The organism is Gemmatimonadetes bacterium SCN 70-22, from assembly GCA_001724275.1.
Classification (GTDB): domain Bacteria; phylum Gemmatimonadota; class Gemmatimonadetes; order Gemmatimonadales; family Gemmatimonadaceae; genus SCN-70-22.
The window spans coordinates 42737-60104 of sequence record MEDZ01000020.1 but is presented as its reverse complement, the minus strand read 5'-3'; the positions used below and the strand labels follow the sequence as shown (position 1 = coordinate 60104).

Here is a 17368-nt window from a genome sequence, read left to right as displayed (position 1 = left end):
TGCTGGTCAGCCGAGCGGTGGCGCTCGAGGCTGATCCGCGGATGCGCTCTCCGCGCTTAGCGCGGGGGTATCGTCCGCACGCGCGACCGAGATCGGCTCACGCACCACGGGCAGCGCGACGAGCACAGCGACCGTCGCGGTGAGGAGGGCTACCGAGACGGGCTCGACAATCCTGGTGTTACGCGTGTGCAGTCCAGCATGGTCGTACGCGTCAGCGCCGTCGTCGAGGGCAGACGAGGGAGCGGACGACGTACCGCCGGCGACGACGGCCAGCAGATCCGTGCGCGCGTTCGCATGCGCAACGCCATGCGCCATCGCCGTCAGCGGCCCAGCGAGGGCGATGACGGCAGCGAACATGAGCGTGACTGCACGCAGGACGGGACGAATCCGCATGCTGCATATCCTAGTCACGGCCGGGCACTCTGGCAATGGTCGCCTCCTCGACGCCAAACTGCCCTACACACGTCACAAGGCCAGCCGCTCCTGCCGTCGTACTTCGCACGGTCTCACGTGCGCTCCTCCGTCGGACGATCCATCGTACGCTCGTCAGGTACGTGCGACCCGCCCCGAACTCGCGGCGCACTGCGGCGAGACTTACGTGCCCAGGCGGTCACCAAGACCTCCAAGTACGTCGGCTCAACACTGGCCGTCTGGCGGGCGCGTCGGCTCGATACGTACGCGTATCTGCGCCTCGCCACCGCGCTTGCCGCCAACCGCAACGACGTTGAGGCGTGGCACCGCGACATGATTCCGGCCTCGTCCATGGTCAACGACCGCTACCTCCTCCGTTGGGATGCCGCCCAGCGCTCTCCCGCGCATCGTCCAGAAGGGGAACGTCAAGGCATTTGGTTCTTGACCCCATGTCGAGTCCGCCCCGTCGCAGGCGTGCCCCGTTCGCCAGCGAGCTCTCACCTCACCAAGCGAATCCCGGGTCGACGACATCCGGGCGCTCGGGTAAGCTCCCCCGTCAAGTAGACAGTGCAGAAGTAGACTCCTGGGGTGCGGTGGGCCTTGGCAGAAAGGCGAGCGGCGGCACCCGGCCAAGGCTGTCGTGGGGCCGCTCCGTGTTGTAGCTGACGAGCCACTCGGCGGTCAGCTCGCGCACTTCGGTGATGGAGTGAAAGACGTAGGCGTCCAGGACCTCGGTGCGGTAGGTTCGGTTGAAGCGTTCGATGTAGGCGTTCTGCTGCGGCTTCCCCGGCTGGATGTAGTGCAGCGCGATGTGGCGCTGGGCGCACCAGCGCGTGAGGGCGAGGGAGGTGAGCTCCGGCCCGTTGTCCACGCGCAGCGCACGGGGCGCGCCGTGCAGGGCCACCAGGTCGTCGAGCACCGCGATGACGCGCACACTCGGCAGGGACATGCCGACGTCGATGGCGAGCCCTTCCCGGTTCCCTTCGTCCAGCACGTTCAGCGTGCGAAAGCGCCGGCCGTCATAGAGCGTGTCCGTCATGAAGTCGACGGCCCACGTGTGGTTCAACGTCGCGGGCGCGTCGAGCGGATGCACCGTCTCCCGTGACCGGCGTCGGCGCGTGCGACGCGGCAGATTGAGGCGCAGGGCGCAGTACACCCGATGGACGCGTTTGTGGTTCCAGCGCTGGCCACGCCAGCGCAGATGATCGAAGCACTTCCAGAAGCCCCATCGCGGCTGCGCTTTCACGACCTCCTCCAAGGCGTCGATCACGCCATGATCCGCGAGCACGCGGGGCACCGATGGCCGGTAGTACGCCGCCCGCGACAATCGGACCGCGCGACACGCGCGCTGCACCGAGAGCCCATGCTCGGCGGTGAGGAGTCCGACGGCCTGCCGCTTCGCGGACGGCGTCACAACTTTCGGGCGAGCACGTCCTTAATCGCCGCATTCTCCAGGGCGAGCTCGGCGTACAGCCGTTTCAGCTTCGCATTCTCCTGCTCGAGTTCCTTGAGTCGCGTCAGATCCTTCACGCTGGCGCCGCCGTACTTCGACTTCCAGGTGAAGTAGGTCTGGCGACTGATGCCGTGCTTGCGGAGGATCTCGGCGACCGGCACCCCGGCCTCCCCCTCCTTCAGCACCGCGACGTGCGACTCGGTAAAGCGGGACTTCTTCATCGGTGATGCCTCCCGAAAGGCACCCCGGAAAGTCTACGCCACGCTGTCTACCCGATAGGGGAGCTTACCGGCGCAGCTCGCCAACGCGTACCCGGATTCCATCGTGCGTGCGATCGGAATCCCCGTGGTGCGCGCAAGCACGCTGCCACCCTACGGACCGGCCGCACCTGTACCGCCTCTGCTGGAGCCGCCGGACCGTCCCGTCGTGGTCACCTTCGAGAAGCGCGAACTCGCGCGGTTTTGCGTCCGTTCCACGCGCGCCAGCGCCCCAGGAGAAACGGACTGTCCGCGGAAGTCACCCAGACGCTGTTTCGCCAATGGCGCGTCTCTCCACGGCGGAGCCAGCTCACCGCGTCGGGAGCGGCGGAGATGCCTACGCGCCGCCCGCGCATTTTTCGTCCGGCCAGATGATCGCAGCGGCCATCATCAACTCCGCCGCGGAGAAGAAGTCCGGCCGCCACACAATCCACGGACCAGTCTCGGAGCCGAACTCCATCTCCTCCCCGCGGTAACCCGCAAGGAGCAAGGCCAGTACCGCGAGCTCGGGATCGATTAAGTGTCGCAGGATAATCGCCGGGGCGCGCTTCAGCGAGAACTCTCCGTCGTCGCTGTCCGACCAGAGCACCATGTACTTCCGGCTACTGTCGAGGGAGTCGTACACGTCCTCCACTCTGGATCCCGCTGGACTCCATGGCCACCAGAGGGTGCCGATGAATGTCGCCGAGCGCGGCCGTGCCTTCGGCATACGTACGTCGGCGGGTAGCACCGCATCCTCCGATAGATAGAAGGCATCCCCGAACCGCATGGGGGACGACCGCCTGGCTTCGCGCTCGGCGTCAGTGCGGTCGAGTTCCATGCGTCCCCTTCTTGCCCGAATTTCACTCCAGTTTCAGCGCCCTACCCCACCACCACCGGCGTCAACGACATCGTGTCGTTCCCGAAGATGTCCACCACCTTCACCGCCACCGTGTACCGCCCCGGCGCCCGGTACTCATGCGGCGCGCTCGTAAGCTCCAGCTCCCGCGACTTCCGCGTCCGAAAGCTCTGCCACTCGTTCTCGAAGATGTAGCTCCCGGTCCACTGCTCCTGGAACTCGATGAACTCCGTTGTCACTGCGAGTCCGGGGAGCTCCCCTTCCACGCCGAAGTTCTTCGGCACCTGGATGACCTCCTTGCGGCTCTCGTAGTCGAAGTCCACCGCCCAGTAGTCCACCCAGTCGGTCCACTGCTTGGTGAGCACCTCGCGGGTGACCGTCCCGTTCTTGTCCTTGCTCACCTTGATGAGCTTTCCGGCGTCGCACAGCACCTCGCTCTTCCCCGCCTTGAGCTCGGCCGTGATCGACTCGGCGAGCCCCTGCGAGTAGAAGACGGAGAAATCGGTCAGTTCGACCGTCAGACGCAACGGGCAGTTGGGATCGAGTCGCGGCTTGATCTCGATGTAGGCCACCTCGTGAAAGCGCACCTGTCCCTTGTCGACGGCGCGCTTGTCGAAGACCTCGGGGGGAATGGTCTTGGGGGCGAGGTCGATCCCTTTTCGCTTCGCCTCGTCGAGCACGGCGGGAAAGAGCCCCATCTCGAACTCGAAGGCCAGGACATCGACACGCGAGGCGCCGCGCTTGCGGCACTCGGTGATGACCTCTTCCACGAACAGTCGTCCCACTGGGAGGTTGATGGGCCCCACCACCACCAATCGTCCGCCGGACTTGCCATGGAAGAAGCCGCTGGCGCCTAACGGTTCGGCCTTGTAGGCGCGCAGGATCAGGTCGCGGAACTCCCCTTCCTTCCGGGCCAGCGTTTCCTCCTTCTTGTTCCCCGTCAGCCGCCCACCGACGTTGAGGTACGCCTGGCGCTCGTAGCGCCCGAGGTTGAGGACCTCGAAGGCGCGGAAGGGTTTGCCGGTCGCCTTGAGTTCGCGTTGCACCTGGATGAGGCGCTTGCGGGTCGTATGGATGCCGAACTTGCCGAGGTCGGTGCCGATCCACTTGCGGCCGAGCTTCTCGGCGACGGCGGCGGTGGTGCCGGAGCCGATGAAGAAGTCGGCGACGAGGTCGCCTTCGTTGCTGCTTGCGCGCACTAGTCGTTCGACTAGAGACTCGGGCTTCTGGGTGGTAAAGCCGACGTTCTCGGATCTATCTGCGGGCTGCAACATCGAAAGTCGCCACACGTCGTCTATCGCCTTCTGATCGGTTTCGATGTAGATGACTCTTCCCTCGTCATCCTTCGCATTGACGAGCTTCTTACCCTGCTTGTCCCATACACGCTTTAGCTGTTTGACCGCTTCCGGGCGCTCTTCGAAGAGTCGGTGGAATATCTTGTTCGCAGACTTACTGTAACAGAAGATCACGTCATGATTTGACGCGAAGCGTCCGACGTTTCCCTGCATCTTATTGTAATAGTGCCACACAATTTCGTTCTGAAAGAGTCGACTTCCGAACACCTCGTCGAGCGCAGTGCGCAGCAGATGACTGACGTGCCAGTCGCAGTGCACATAGATGGTGCCTTCTTGATGCATTAGATCCCGCATTAGAATCAACCGCTCATAGATCATCGCGATAAACGAATCCGCCCCCCTCCCCCACGTATCGCGATACGCAATCTGCTCCAGGACGTTCGGCTCCTTGTGAAACGTCTCCCCGCCGATCTCGATGTCGACGCTGAAGTCCGCCCCCACGTCGAACGGCGGGTCGATGTAGATCAGCTTGAGCCCACCGGCGTCCTCGATCTGCCGGCGCAGCGCCCCGCTCTTGAGCGACGACAGAATGAGCTTGTTGTCTCCCCAAATGAGCTTGTTGGTCCACCCCTTCACCTGTCGCCCGCCCACATCGAGCCCCATCTGCGGGTCGGCTCCCGACTCCTTCCGCGGCTCGTCGATGTGTTCCAACGTCTGGAACGGCAGTACGGCGGTCGTCACCTCGCGCGTCTTCCCGTTCCACACCAGCTCCACCTCGCGCTTGTCGGCAAAGAGGATGAAGCGGTACTTGTCAGGGAGCGGCCTCCCCTGCTCGATGAGCTTGATGAGGTCGCGCTTCTCGGTGTCGGTCAGTTCGTAGGCGTCGGCGTTGGGGCGCGCCATGCTATCAGTCCTGATACTCGGTGAAAGAGGCGGCCAGGTCGGCCATGGTCGCCGGCTTGTGCTTGTTGAACCCGTCCTCATCGACAAAGAGGAAGCGATACGTCACCGCCCCCTCCTCGGCAGCGGCCGCGGTGGCGTCCAGGCACCACTGCCTGAGGCGCGCCATCTTGCGTGGCAGCTCCAGCTCCGCTCGTCCCTTGGTCTCGACGATCCACACCGTCCCGTGCACATCGCGCACGATGAAGTCGGGGATGTAGGCCGAGATCTCGCCATTGGTCTTCACGTAGTCGAGCGAGAAGCCCACGGCCAGATAGTTCTTGGCGTGTGACTGCACGTCGTTCCCCTCACGATCGAGGAAGGCGGCGAACGCCAGCTCGAAGCCTCCGGCGCGCGGCTCCCCCACGGTGCGCGAAAAGACCGACTTGTTGGAGTACTGGAACGGGCGGTTCTCGGTGCGAAAGGGGCGTGTCTCCTTGAGACGGATCCAGTCCTCCACATGCGTGCTCCCCGCCTCCTGCACGGTGAGCGCATGAATGGCCTGCTTGAATCCGTCCATCAGGAGCTTGCCGGGCGCCGGCTCCGACAGGTTGCGCAGCACCACCGGACTCTCGAGGTCGACTGGCGACTCCGCGAACAGGTGATCGCGCACGAACTGCTTCACCTTGCCATAGAGGATGTCGTATCCCCCCACCAGCCGCAGCTCCTGCATGAGCTGCCGAGCGAAGAAGGCGATGACCGCGCGATAGTCGGCGGCGCCGGCACCATCGAGCTGCACCACATGATCGATTTCGTCGTCGAGCATGCGCTTGAAGACGATCTCGCGGATCTCGTCGGCGTTGAAGGGCTTGAGCGCGATCGGCGTGTGACCGAACGCGGACGGATCGAGTGCCCCCAGCTCCTTGAAGTCGCGCGCATAGCGCCGCGAGAGCTTTGGGAGGGCGATGTCGAGCGCGTCGATGTCCTTGTGCGCGTTCTCCCGATCGACTTCGACGACCAGGGCGTCCTTGCGATCGACCCCCGCCCCCATGGGGACGTGCTCGAAGGAGACTCCCTCCTGCTGGATGGACTCGACAAACTCCATGAACGCCGGAGTCCCCATCACGCTTACCCGCTCGGGGAAGTCGGTCCCGAAGTACATGCGCCGCAACCCGCGCCCCAGCGTCTGCTCGGGGAGGATGTTGGCCTTGGACGAATAGGCCCGCAGCCCGACGATGGTGGTCACGTTGCGCACGTCCCACCCTTCCTTGAGCATCAGCACGGAAACGATGGCCTTGTACGGCGACGCCGTCGAGTCGATCGCGTTGGACTGCTGGCGCAGCAGGCGCAGCTCGTCGGCGTCCTTGCCGCTGGCGGCCTCCGATATCTCCCCGTTCTTCTTCGTGTGGATCACCAGCACCGCCCCTTCCAGTTCGGGGCAGATCTTGGGGAGGTAGGCTCCCACCTCGTCGCAGTTGCGCGTGTCGTCCACCATCACGAACAGGACCGCTTTCTTCCCCATCGCCTGGTGCTCGGCGAAGCTCTTGCGCCACTCTTCCACGCCGAGCGCCAGGTAGTCCGCATACTTGTCGGTGAAGATCGCCGTCTTGTGCTCGCGCAGCTTGGCCCGGCTGGCGGCGTCGGGGAGGACCGGGTGCTTCACCACGTTCTGGTGGATCGCCTCCACCAGCGGATAGTCAGAGACGGTCTGGACAAAGATCGCTCCGGTGTCGTGCCGCGGCGTGGCCGTCACGTCCACCTGCAGCGCAAGGCGCTTGTCGTTCTGCAGCATGCGGTGGTGGATGTCCTGGATCGACTTGAACCAGGCCATGCGCGGGTCGTGGATGTGGTGCGCCTCGTCGTTGAAGACGGCCAGTTCGTCCACCTCGCGGATGATCTCCCCCAGGTCGGTCCCGCTGTCGGTCGTCTTTCCCACCGGGCGATCGCCAAATGGCCCAAGGAAGTAGTTGCTCAGGTCATCGTCACCGAGCGTCGGCTCCGGCACCTCGTGCAGGAAGACGCGGTGGATGTTGGTGAGGAAGATGTTCCCCGTCTCGTGCGACACGCGCACATCGTCCTGGATGTGCAGGGCGACCTGGAAGTCATCGCGCCAGTTGCGCCCGTCCACGCCGTTCGGCGGCAGAATGGGATCGTTGAAGAAGATCCGGAGTCCGTCGAAGTCGGCGCGCAGGCGGTCGAGGACGATGATGTTGGGGGCGATGACGAGGAAGTTGCGCGAGAGCTCCGAGCCCTTCTCATAGAGGCGATGGAAGTAGCTCCAGGCGATCAGGAGCGACATCACCTTCGTCTTGCCGGCGCCGGTGGCCATCTTGAGCACGTAGCGCGGCCAGTCCTCGGCGAACATCCCGTGTGACACCGCTCCCGACGCGTCGAAGCGCAGCAGGTCGTACTTGTCGCGCGCCTGCCGGACATCGTAGAGCCAGATCACGGTCTCCACCGCCTCGCGCTGGGCGAAGTAGTAGCGGAAGGGGGCCAGCGAGCCGTCCGCTTCCTCCAGGAGGTGGTCGGTCTCGAACCAGTGGCGCAGGAGGGCGACCGAGGTCGGTGACGCCCCCGCATACCCCGTCGCCCGCCAGTCGGCGACCTCCCGGCGGATCCTGGCGACCAGCGGGGGGAGGAGCTTCTCGTACGCCGTGGTCCGCAGGGCCTCGTCGGCCGGGAACCAGCGCTGGTCCGGGTCGAGCGGGGTGTACGGCGACGAGGGAAAGGCGGGGTGAAGCGCCATGCGAGGGGCTCGAGGGTCCTGTTCGGAGCGCCATGAACGGACGGCGCGGGCTGAACTTACCGGTCGGGGGTGACGACGGGAGTGGGGCGAAACTATCGACTTGATTATTATCTAGCTACTAGCTTATAATCTAGTAAGTTGCTTAGAGTATAGTACATACTACTTGAGCGATGTCGGTCGCCGACTCCACCGAGGTCTCCTCATGCGCCCCGTCCTGAACCGTCAGAGCGCCCTCAAGGCGCCGCTCAACGAGATCCTGGGCCGCGAGGCGAACGTCCGCGTCCTCCGGGCCCTCTCCGGTACGGACACACCGGTTTCGCCTTCCCGGCTCGCCGAGCTCACCGAGCTCCACATTTCCGGAATCGCGCGCACCGTGGCTCTCCTGGAGGATCACGGGATCGTCGAGACCGTGGGAGTCGGCACCCGTCGCCCCGTGCAGTATCGCCGGACGCACCCGCTCGCGCCGGCAATCGAGGCGCTCTTTCAGGCGGAGCGCGCTCGATTCAACACCATCGTCGATCGCCTGACCGACGCGGCACGCCGCACCGCCCCCCTTCCTCGCGCGGCGTGGATTCAGGGCCCCGTGCTCGAGGACCGAGACGGGCCGGGAGACCCACTGATCGTGGGCCTCCTCGGCGGCGTCCGCGACCTCGAGGCGACCGTGTCCGGCTTCGAGGAAGCACTCGGGGACCTCGAGCTCGAGCAGGACGTCACCATCGAGATCAAGGCACGCACCGAGGCGGATCTCTCGGCGGGGACGGACGAAGAGCTCGCGGCACTCCGACGGGTGCTGCCACTCCTCGGCCCTCCGCCACTCGCCATCATCAGCGCCGATGCCGGCGCCGTTCCCGCACCGAAGCGGCAGTCGTACACGCACGCGGAGCTCGACGCGCGCGCGCGCGACCTCGCCGGCGCCATCGCACTCCGCCTGCGGTCCGACCCGAGCCTCGTCGCACGCGCGCGCACGCATATCGCCGAGCGCCTAACCAGCGCCGCAGCAGGCGAGCGGCGCGAGCTTCGCGAGTGGGACCGGATCCTTCGCACCATGAGCCTCCCACGCCTCAGACGCTTCCTCGTGGACACCGGCCAACGCGCCACGCGGCTCCGCCAGACGCTTCCGTTCACGGGCATCCTGTCGCCAGAGGAACGAGACGAGATTATCGCGGCCCACCAAGGCGGCGAGCACTCCAGACGCCCGTGATTGTTCGCTGAGCCGACCACGAGTCGCCCATGAAGCGCGAGGATCTCGAGCACATCATCCGGGCCGCCTGTGACATTGCCGGCGACGATGAGATTTACGTCTTCGGCTCCCAAGCCATCCTCGGGCAGTATCCGGACGCACCCGCGTCACTTCGCTTCTCCGCCGAGGCCGACGTCTGGCCCAGGAACCGGGTCGAACGGGGCGAATATCTCAACGCCATCGGCGAGGACTCGCCGTTCCATCGACAGTTCGGTTACTACGTGCACGGCGTCCCTATAACCGAAGCAGCGAAGCTCCCCAAGAACTGGGCGATGCGCACCGTTCCGGTCCGGACCCGAAGCACCAGTGGCAAGACCGCCTACTGCCTCGAGGCCCACGATCTGGCCGCTTCCAAGCTCGCCGCCTATCGCGAGAAGGACCGCGACTTCGTCCGCATCCTACTCGCCGAACGGCTGGTCAGTCCACGGAAGCTCATCGCGCGCATCCGCCTGCTCCCCGTGGAGCCGAAGGAGCGTGATCGCCTGGTCAAGTGGATCGATGTCACAGTGCGGGAGCTCGACGCCTCCCACTAACCTGGGCGAACAGCCAAGCTCGCCTGCCGCGATGCGGGGGCCGGCCCGAGATACGTGCGCGACGATGCCGCAGGCCTGTCTCGTCTCCGAGTTCCGTTTAGCGCCCGTCCATCCTCCGCCCCGCGGGCGTCGGTCGCCTCAACCCGTCGACCGACGGCTCGCATCGGAAGTGATTGACTCAGAAGAAAGGATGATGTATCATCCTTAAAGCTGCTCCACGGACTTTCTATCACCCATATGCCTAGCAAAGACTTCCTTCCGAGTCGCGTGCGCCGCTCGATGAGCGAGCTTGGCCGAGGCATCAACATCGCTCGCCGACGGCGTAGGCTTACGGCCGAGATGATGGCGCAACGGGTCGGAGTCAGCCGCCAGACCTACCGACGGGTCGAATCTGGCGACCCGACGGTCGCCATGGGGACGTACATCATGGCCATGTTCGTCCTCGGTCTCGAGTGGACCGGTCTTGAGCGAAATGTCGATCCTAAGGCCGACGAGACGGGTACCGCCTTGGAGATCGCGGAGCTCCCCAAGACGGTGCGGCCGAAGCGCACGCCTCAGCCCAAGTAGCCCGTGCCCGCCGCGACGACGCCCCGACATATGGATGTCCTCGTTGGCGACGTCCTCGTCGGCCATCTGCGCTTCACGCACGAGGGCCGTCGCGAGCACGCCGCCTTCGAGTACGCGCCCTCGTGGCTCGCTGACCCCGCACGCTACGAGATCGACCCGACGCTCCCATTGGTCGCCGGCTTTCAGTTCCCGCCGCACGCCAGGGCCAAGGACGCTTCGCGGTTCCATGGTGCGATTGCCGACACGGAACCCGATGGCTGGGCGCGGCGGGTCATCCTGCGCGACCACGCGAAGCGTCGACAAGCGGCCAAGGCGGCCGGCGAGACGCTGCCCCCCGTTGAGACAGCGCTGGATTTCCTGCTCGCCGTAGACGATCACGCCCGCGTCGGCGCGCTCCGATTTCGGGATGAGGAGGGCATCTGTCAGCGCGCCCTTGAACCCAGCCGTCGCACGGCCCCGCCCCTCCTCGAGCTTCCCGACCTCCTCCGCGCCACACGTGCGGTGGAGCACCAGGCAGAGACCTTGGCGGACCTCGAGTACCTGCGTGGGCGCGGCACCTCGCTCGGCGGCATGCGGCCAAAGTGCAGCGTGCGCGACGATGCGTGGGGGCTCTGCCTCGGCAAGTTCCCGAGCGTGACTGACGAGCGCTCCCACACCAAGGGGGAGGTGCTCGCCCTGCGCCTCGCCTCTCGCGCCGGGATCACTGCGGCAGAGGCTCGGCTGGTCGACAGCGACGGAGTGGCGGTCGCCCTCGTACGCCGGTTCGACCGGGTGCGAGACCCAGCCACGGGCGAGGACCGCCGACTCCTGCTCGTCTCCGCCGCCACCCTCATGGGGCTCGCCCGGGGCGACTCCGGGGAGCACGCGTACACGGAGATCGCGGACGTCATCCGTCAGCGAAGCGCCGACGCGAGCGCGGATCTCGAGGAGCTTTGGCGACGCATCGCATTCTCGGTCCTGATCACCAACGTAGACGATCACCTGCACAACCACGGCTTCCTGCACGTCGAGAGGGCGCTGTGGCGCCTCTCGCCGGCATTCGATGTGAACCCCTTCCCCGACCGCGTCCGCGAACTCAAGACGTGGATGAGCGAGGACGCCGGGCCCGCCGCGTCCGTCGAGGCGCTCATGGGCATCGCGAGATACTTCGGGCTCACGTCCGCGCGAGCGGCACGCGTGCTCGGCGAGGTCGAACGTGCTGTCTCAACGTGGCGCGACGAGGCGACGACGCTCGGCTTCACGGACGACGAGATCGAGAGCTTCGCTGACGCGTTCGAGCATGAGGAGCGCGAGGCCGCTCAGCGTTACGTGGACTGAACGGTTCGTGGCGTGCGCGACGTACGTGGGCGCTCGCAAACCCTTTCCGACAACTTTCCCGCGCCCGCCATGGCAGGCTCCCCTGTCGGGTAGACAACATGGAGTAGACTTTCCGGGGGGACGTCATGGCGAAGTTCCCGACCAAGTTCGGCAACGAGTCGCAACTCAATGACAGCGCGTTGTACGCCGGGAGCCCGTGGTACAACCTCCAAGGGACCAAGAAGAAGAAGAAGACGAAGAGCGGCGTCTTTTGCGCGAGGTCCGTTATTCCCGACACCCTGAAGAACCTGACCATCAGCACGAGGGGTTCACTCCGGATCCCATGACCTGGGATGCCTCCCATCCCGCCGTGTTCTTCTCGACCGCCGACTCCGTGGGTCGGCGCCAGTACGGGCCGTTAGCGGCCAGCAGCGGGCGCATGCCCGCCTTGGTGCTGACCGTCAATCAAACAGTGTACAACCAGGCCGTCGCGCTCTCGCATCTGCAAACCGACAGCACGCGCAACTACGTCACCAACGTGACGCTGGGCGGGTGCTTGCTCTTCAACTACTTCTGAACGGAGCAGCATGATGAGACTGTCGCGACTGCTCCTGTCGCTGGCATTCGCCGGGAGCGCGCTGTGCGGATCGTTCGGCGCATCGGCGCTCGAGGCGCAGGCGCCGACCACGGATTGTCCGGCGGCCGAACGGTCGGCACGCACCGATGCGCATCCCGCCGCCCGCGTGGTGCGGGACTTCGTCCGGTGTAGCACCGCGGGCACCCAGGGGCTCGTGGTCCTTTGGGGTCGGCACGCCGCCCTGTCCGACGCGACGCTCGAGGTGCTCGTGGACGCATCCCGCTGGCCGCGCGCCCGCGCGGTGACCCAGCAGCTAGAAGCCACGTTGGCCGGTCGCCATGGCGCGCGGGTGACCCACGCTGCCCTGGCGGCGGCCGTGTCGGCCTTCGACGTCGCCTTCGCGCCGCGGGCGGACCAGATGGCAGCGCTGCAACTCGGCGCCGGGCTTCCAAAGCAGATGCATGCGCCGGCGAGCGCGCCTGCCGATCGCACGCAGAAGGCGCGACTTGCCATGCTCGTGGCGCAGCTCGCCACGGGTCATCCGGACGCCACCGTCCGCGTCTCGGCGCTCGCCGTGCGCCAGCAGCTGGCGTTACTCGAGCCAGGCTTGACGCCCTTGGCGCCGGATGCGGTCCAGCTCGTCGCGAAATGTGGTCGACAGACCGAACTCGTGTCTACCGCCGACATCAGCCTACCGGTGCGGTTGACGGTGTTGGGGACAACCTACGACCAGCTGGTAGGTATCGGCGCCGCCATGAACGGTACGGCGGCACGGGCGCTGCTGCTGGTCCCGCACGGCGTGGTCGTGGCGAAGCTGGGGGATCGCGAGGTCGCGCGCTTGACAAACCGCACAGTTCCGTGTCCGCCAGGAGTGATCCCATGAGTTGGGGGAGAACTCGGCCTTCCCAGACTGCCCCGATGTTTCAGGAAACTCGGTGAAGTGGGTCCTCACGCGGCGACGACGGGCCGCGTTCCCTCGCGTGATGCGCATAGTGCTCACGGTGCTTCCTCAGGGATTTCAGCGGCAGTAGTCGACCGAGCGTCCCAGCGAGAAGGAGTTGGGAGAGCTCTGACACGACGAAGGGCCCGATCCTCCCGGATCGGGCCCCTCTCGTCTTCCCGTCTTCTCGTCCTCTCGTCTTCTGTTACCCACGTCCGATTTTATCCGCGCGCGCAGGGGATTCTATCCGCAGAAGTTCAGGGAGGCGCAGCGAATATTGTCCACCCGTTGTAGGACAACCACTTACGGCCACCACGAGCGCTCGGTCCACCTACACGAGGGAGAGTGCCTGCGACCCGACATGGCCGCCAGCAGAGGCGAGCGGAGAGTACAGCACTCCCGGGCAGATCCGGTTCTATCGGCCGTTCCGATAATAGATTGACTTATGATTCGTCCCGGCCGGCTCCTCAGCCATTGGCTGGGGCGTGTGTGAAGCGCTTGTAGATTGAGGGCATGGCCACTGCCGTCCTGACCTCCACGCTGCGGTGCCCCGCCTGCGGGCATGCGGAGACGCTGCCCATGCCGACTGACGCGTGCATCTTCTTCCACGCGTGCAGTGCGTGCGGCACCGTGATCCGTCCCAAGGCGGGCGACTGCTGCGTCTTCTGCTCCTATGGCTCGGTGCCCTGTCCGCCCATGCAGGGCGGACCGGCGGGGGCGTCCTGCTGCGGGGACTGCTCGTGAGGCAGGACGAGCAGCGGGGCGTGCGGTGGGCCGACACCGCGGGCGTGCTCGGGGCCATCTTCGCGGCCCTCTGCTGTGCCGGGGCGACGGTGATCGTCAGCGCCCTGGCTGCCGTCGGTCTGAGCGCCCTCCGCAACGACCGGATTCTCTGGCCCCTCATGGGGCTCTCGCTCCTCGTCGCCCTCTGGGGGCTCGCCAGCGACTGGCGTGCCCACCGCCGGCTCGGTCCGCTGCTCCTGGCCGGCGTCGCGGGTGTCGCCCTCGTCGCGGGCGTGGTGTTCGTGCATGGTTCGCCGGCGCGGCTGCTCATCAATGCCGGCGCCGTCGGCCTCTTCGCAGCCGCCGCTTGGAACGTGTGGACACGACGCAATTGCCGACCGTCTCTCGCCTCGGTGTAGCTCGCTGTAGCTCGGTGTAGCTACCGCCCATCGCCGGCGGCCAGGGCGACGCCTCAGCGCAGCCAAAGGAGCGGAGGCGCTCCGACTGCGGATCGGTCAACTCCTCTGGAATACGCCTCCTTCTACTACCCCGCGTCCCGCTTGCACACACGGCCTAGCGAGGTGACCATCGCCCCCGCACCGTCGGCCGTAAGAGATTATCGGGGCTTGGCTTGCGGCATCAGCATTTCGTGGAAGACGAGGCTCCGGCGGCCCGGCTCTTGCGCATCGGCGAGATGCGGACCGCCAATCTTGTCGATGCCGCCGCCCTAGGGTTGACACTTGTGCCAACTGGTAGTATACTAGGGGAGTTTCTCGCCCGCCGACCGTGCCTTGTGCCGCTCGGCGGGTTTTTTTGCCCCTACTTCCCACCACTTCCGGCCCCTCCGGCTCGCCTTGCGGCGTCATCCACGGCAGCCTGGAGTGCAGCGCCGAAAGACGTAACACGGGGCGCCGAATTGGCTGCCGCTGCCGCCGTGGGCCCGAGACTCTGGCTAGCGGGAGCGGCGCCGGTCCCGCGCTGCGCGCTCCGCGGGGTTGCCGGCACCGACGCAGCGCTGTGGGACAGCACTTCCAAGCAGGCGTCGTACTCAGCGCGGGTGAGTCGGAGCCAGTTGGTGCGCTCCACGCCGCGCTTCCCACGATGTCCCCGGTGGCCAGCATCCTTCCCGCAGGGGAACGCCGAGTACACGTGGACGAAGCGTCCCTGCTCCTGAGCGATCCGCTTGACCTCGTTCGTTGCCTCGCCCAGGTCGTTATCCTCGCTGAACAGGACGACCGCGTCGTACGCCTGCTCGCGGGCGAGGCGCACCATGTCGAGACCGAGGCGCAGGTCGATCCCCTTCTCGCGCCCCGTCGAGATAACCCGGGTCGTTCCGTCGGGGTTCGTCAAAGTCTCGCGCGTGTAGGCGAGCGGCCGCTGGGTCGTGACGATGCCGCGGTTCACCATCCGATTCAGCTTGGCCCGCCAGAAGGCGAACAGCTTCGGCCGCTCCCCCTGATCGTGCACACCGGTATAGAACCGCACGCCCACCAGGTCGAAGCCCAGCTTCTTTGCCACGAATTCGGAGAGGAGCTGAGGGTCGTAGTTCGCCTCCGTGTACCCGTAGAGCGCCTTCGCACAACCGAAGAGGTTCTGGCCGTCGAAGAACGTCATGAGCCGCGGCCTTGGTGGCGCGCTGCTAGTCGAGGTCGCGTGGCCTTGAGCCTCGACAGAGGTCGTCGGAGGAGCGATGGGCGCGGGCGACGCCGCCGTCGCCGCCTTGGCTGCGTCGCTCATCGGGCCACCGCATCGAGATCGTTCCGGATCGTCTCGGCCGCTGCGTCGCCGGGGGCGTCGCTGGACGCGCTCACGGGCACCGCGTCCGCCACCAGGACGCTGGCGTCAGCACTGGCGCCCGTGCGCGGGGCCGGCGCTGCCGCCGGCTGTAGGTTCCACTGCGCGTCGAAGGCCGCCTGATAGTCCACGTCCTGACAGAGGCACTTGCCGGACCCGTGGCGCGCCACCGGCACCAGGAGCCGGGCCGTGACGGGCCGGAGCAGGTTGAGCACCGCCTTCTGGCCCGCCTCCGGGGCGGGGATGCCTGCCGCCTCCGCCACGGTCGCCGCCCCGAGGAGCACGCCGGCGAGAACCGACTGGAACGCCATCGGCACCATCGCTGCGCGGTCCCGAGGTTGGCCAGTGGTCGGCCCGACGCCCTCCAGCTCCTGCTGGGCGTCGAGCCGACGCTGTTCGCTCTGCAAGCGGAGCACGACGCCCCCGCAGACCGCCTCGGAGTAGAAGGCGCGCAGCGGGCGCCCACGGAAGGCGCGGAGCGGCTCGACTGACACACCGAGCCCCGCCGCCATCTGGGCGATCACGTCATCCTCGACCGGCGCGCCGGTCGCCAGCAGGTGTCGCACGAGCATGTGCTGCCCCGCGAGCCCAACTGCCTCCGCGACCAGAACGTCCTCATTGGCTGCGCTCGCACTCGTCGGCATGTAGAGGCAGGCGAGGCAGGCCGTCTGGCTGAACCCTGTGTGGCGCGAGAGGCCGAGATCACCGGGCTGCGTCCACGCATTGGCGATCCACTGCGGGAGCGCGGCCTGCACCGCGACGCGGTCGCGCGCGGAGTCGAGCGCGACGAGCACGCGCGCGAGCCGCCAGGGCGTGGGGCGCGCGGCGAGGAACTGTCCCCAGCGGACGTCGTGCGGCACGACGGTGAAGGTGGCGCGCTCCGTCGGCGGCACGCGGCGGACCACGGATCCGTCACTGGCACCCGGGGCGACCGGATCGGGCGCGGTGCGCATCAGCTCCACGGCGAGCGCCACCTTCTTGGTGTCCTCGTCAGCCGAGGTCGCGAGGACGTAGCGCTGTGGGTTGGAGGCGTCGATGGCCTCCCCGTCGACGACGTGCAGCGTACCCCGGATCCCCGGCAGCCGCGCGAGCGTCCAGAGGGCACCCTGTCCGACGGCGCCAGCGCCGACGAGCACGACTTCGCCGAGGTCCACGTCGGCGAGCGTGACCCGCGCGTCGGCATCGAGGATCTCGTGCCCGGCCACCTCGCTACCCAGCCGCGTCTTGAGGGAGAGCGTCGAGAACGCGAGCGCGTCGTCGAGTCCTGCGTTCGACAGCTGCGCACGGAAGACATGGCGGAACAGGTTCGCGGCGCCGAGGCAGGCCGCCGCCGCCGCACCGAATGGGAGCGTCGTGGTGCCGCTCCCGACCGGGCGCGAGGTCGAGACGCGGGCCTCCCAGCCGCGCGAGCCGATGTAGACGGTGGTCGCGGTGTCGGCGAAGCCGAAGGCCCGCGCAGCGGTCTCACCGACGACCAGCACCACCGCGTCCGGTTCGGCGGAGTCGCACGTGGCTGCCCCTCCGGCGGTGAGCGCAATGTGTGGGTTCACGGCGCACGCGATGGCCACGAGCTCGGGCAGGAGCGCCTCCGCGTCCGTACCGTGCGCGACGAGCGCGAGGGTCGGGTAGAGCCGCGCCGCCAGGTTCACGGCGAGCGTGAGCGTGGTGCGGCCCTCGGTCGAGCGGGCGGCCATGTCGTCGAAGGCCACCACGATGGGCTGCGTGTCGAGCGCGGCCGCGAAGCGCTCGCGGTCGAACCCCTGGAGCACCGCGGCGGCGGCGAGGGCGGCCTTGTCGAAGAAGGGAGCGAGCGCCATGG

General features: G+C 66.8%; 16 protein-coding genes. 8 read left to right on the top strand and 8 right to left on the bottom strand.

All coding sequences use genetic code 11. The features are described 5' to 3' along the window. Positions 1–6: 6 nt before the first annotated feature. From ABS52_11305 to ABS52_11280, 6 genes are all read right to left on the bottom strand, one after another. Complete coding sequence (locus ABS52_11305; GenBank protein ID ODT03017.1) at positions 7–357, bottom strand: hypothetical protein; 351 nt, start codon at positions 355–357, stop codon at positions 7–9. A gap of 610 nt (positions 358–967) precedes the next feature. Next, a complete protein-coding gene (locus tag ABS52_11300; protein ODT03016.1) occupies positions 968–1825 on the bottom strand; it encodes an integrase in 858 nt (285 codons plus the stop codon). Continuing rightward, positions 1822–2085: a transposase gene (locus ABS52_11295; protein ODT03015.1), complete on the bottom strand. Its 264-nt coding sequence runs from the start codon at positions 2083–2085 to the stop codon at positions 1822–1824. Before ABS52_11295 ends, ABS52_11300 begins: the two co-directional genes overlap by 4 nt. Positions 2086–2458: 373 nt before the next feature. Further along, a complete protein-coding gene (locus tag ABS52_11290; GenBank protein ID ODT03014.1) occupies positions 2459–2941 on the bottom strand; it encodes a hypothetical protein in 483 nt (160 codons plus the stop codon). A 41-nt stretch (positions 2942–2982) separates the two neighbouring features. Continuing rightward, entirely contained in the window at positions 2983–5157 is a 2175-nt protein-coding gene (locus ABS52_11285) for a DNA methylase (GenBank protein ODT03013.1), read from the bottom strand. A gap of 4 nt (positions 5158–5161) precedes the next feature. Further along, positions 5162–7879 carry a type III restriction endonuclease subunit R gene (locus ABS52_11280; GenBank protein ID ODT03012.1) on the bottom strand — a complete coding sequence of 906 codons (2718 nt, stop codon included), beginning with the start codon at positions 7877–7879 and terminating at the stop codon, positions 5162–5164. A 202-nt stretch (positions 7880–8081) separates the two neighbouring features. Between ABS52_11280 and ABS52_11275 the strand changes: the two genes are divergently transcribed. The 8 genes from ABS52_11275 (at position 8082) to ABS52_11240 (ending at position 14174) form a co-directional block, all read left to right on the top strand. Next, positions 8082–9080: a hypothetical protein gene (locus ABS52_11275; GenBank protein ODT03011.1), complete on the top strand. Its 999-nt coding sequence runs from the start codon at positions 8082–8084 to the stop codon at positions 9078–9080. Positions 9081–9109: 29 nt separating this feature from the next. After that, positions 9110–9652, top strand: coding sequence for a hypothetical protein (locus tag ABS52_11270; GenBank protein ID ODT03010.1), 543 nt, complete (start codon positions 9110–9112; stop codon positions 9650–9652). Positions 9653–9889: 237 nt separating this feature from the next. Further along, complete coding sequence (locus ABS52_11265; protein ID ODT03009.1) at positions 9890–10219, top strand: hypothetical protein; 330 nt, start codon at positions 9890–9892, stop codon at positions 10217–10219. 30 nt (positions 10220–10249) lie between these two features. Then, positions 10250–11536 (top strand): phosphatidylinositol kinase, encoded by a 1287-nt coding sequence (locus ABS52_11260; GenBank protein ID ODT03008.1) that lies wholly within the window; start codon positions 10250–10252, stop codon positions 11534–11536. A 125-nt stretch (positions 11537–11661) separates the two neighbouring features. Next, on the top strand, positions 11662–11862 hold the full coding sequence (locus tag ABS52_11255) for a hypothetical protein (protein ID ODT03007.1): 201 nt from the start codon (positions 11662–11664) through the stop codon (positions 11860–11862). Continuing rightward, positions 11859–12092 carry a hypothetical protein gene (locus ABS52_11250; GenBank protein ODT03006.1) on the top strand — a complete coding sequence of 78 codons (234 nt, stop codon included), beginning with the start codon at positions 11859–11861 and terminating at the stop codon, positions 12090–12092. Before ABS52_11255 ends, ABS52_11250 begins: the two co-directional genes overlap by 4 nt. A 10-nt stretch (positions 12093–12102) precedes the next feature. Continuing rightward, positions 12103–12975 carry a hypothetical protein gene (locus ABS52_11245; GenBank protein ODT03005.1) on the top strand — a complete coding sequence of 291 codons (873 nt, stop codon included), beginning with the start codon at positions 12103–12105 and terminating at the stop codon, positions 12973–12975. Between the two features lie 821 nt (positions 12976–13796). Beyond that, a complete protein-coding gene (locus ABS52_11240) occupies positions 13797–14174 on the top strand; it encodes a hypothetical protein (protein ODT03041.1) in 378 nt (125 codons plus the stop codon). A 400-nt stretch (positions 14175–14574) separates the two neighbouring features. Here the strand turns inward: ABS52_11240 and ABS52_11235 are convergent, their stop codons facing one another. Together ABS52_11235 and ABS52_11230 are read right to left on the bottom strand one after the other, a co-directional pair. Then, positions 14575–15369 (bottom strand): hypothetical protein, encoded by a 795-nt coding sequence (locus ABS52_11235; GenBank protein ODT03004.1) that lies wholly within the window; start codon positions 15367–15369, stop codon positions 14575–14577. 119 nt (positions 15370–15488) lie between these two features. Continuing rightward, the gene (locus ABS52_11230; protein ODT03003.1) at positions 15489–17366 is read right to left on the bottom strand and encodes a hypothetical protein; all 1878 of its coding nucleotides are present in this window, start codon (positions 17364–17366) and stop codon (positions 15489–15491) included. Positions 17367–17368 lie beyond the last annotated feature (2 nt).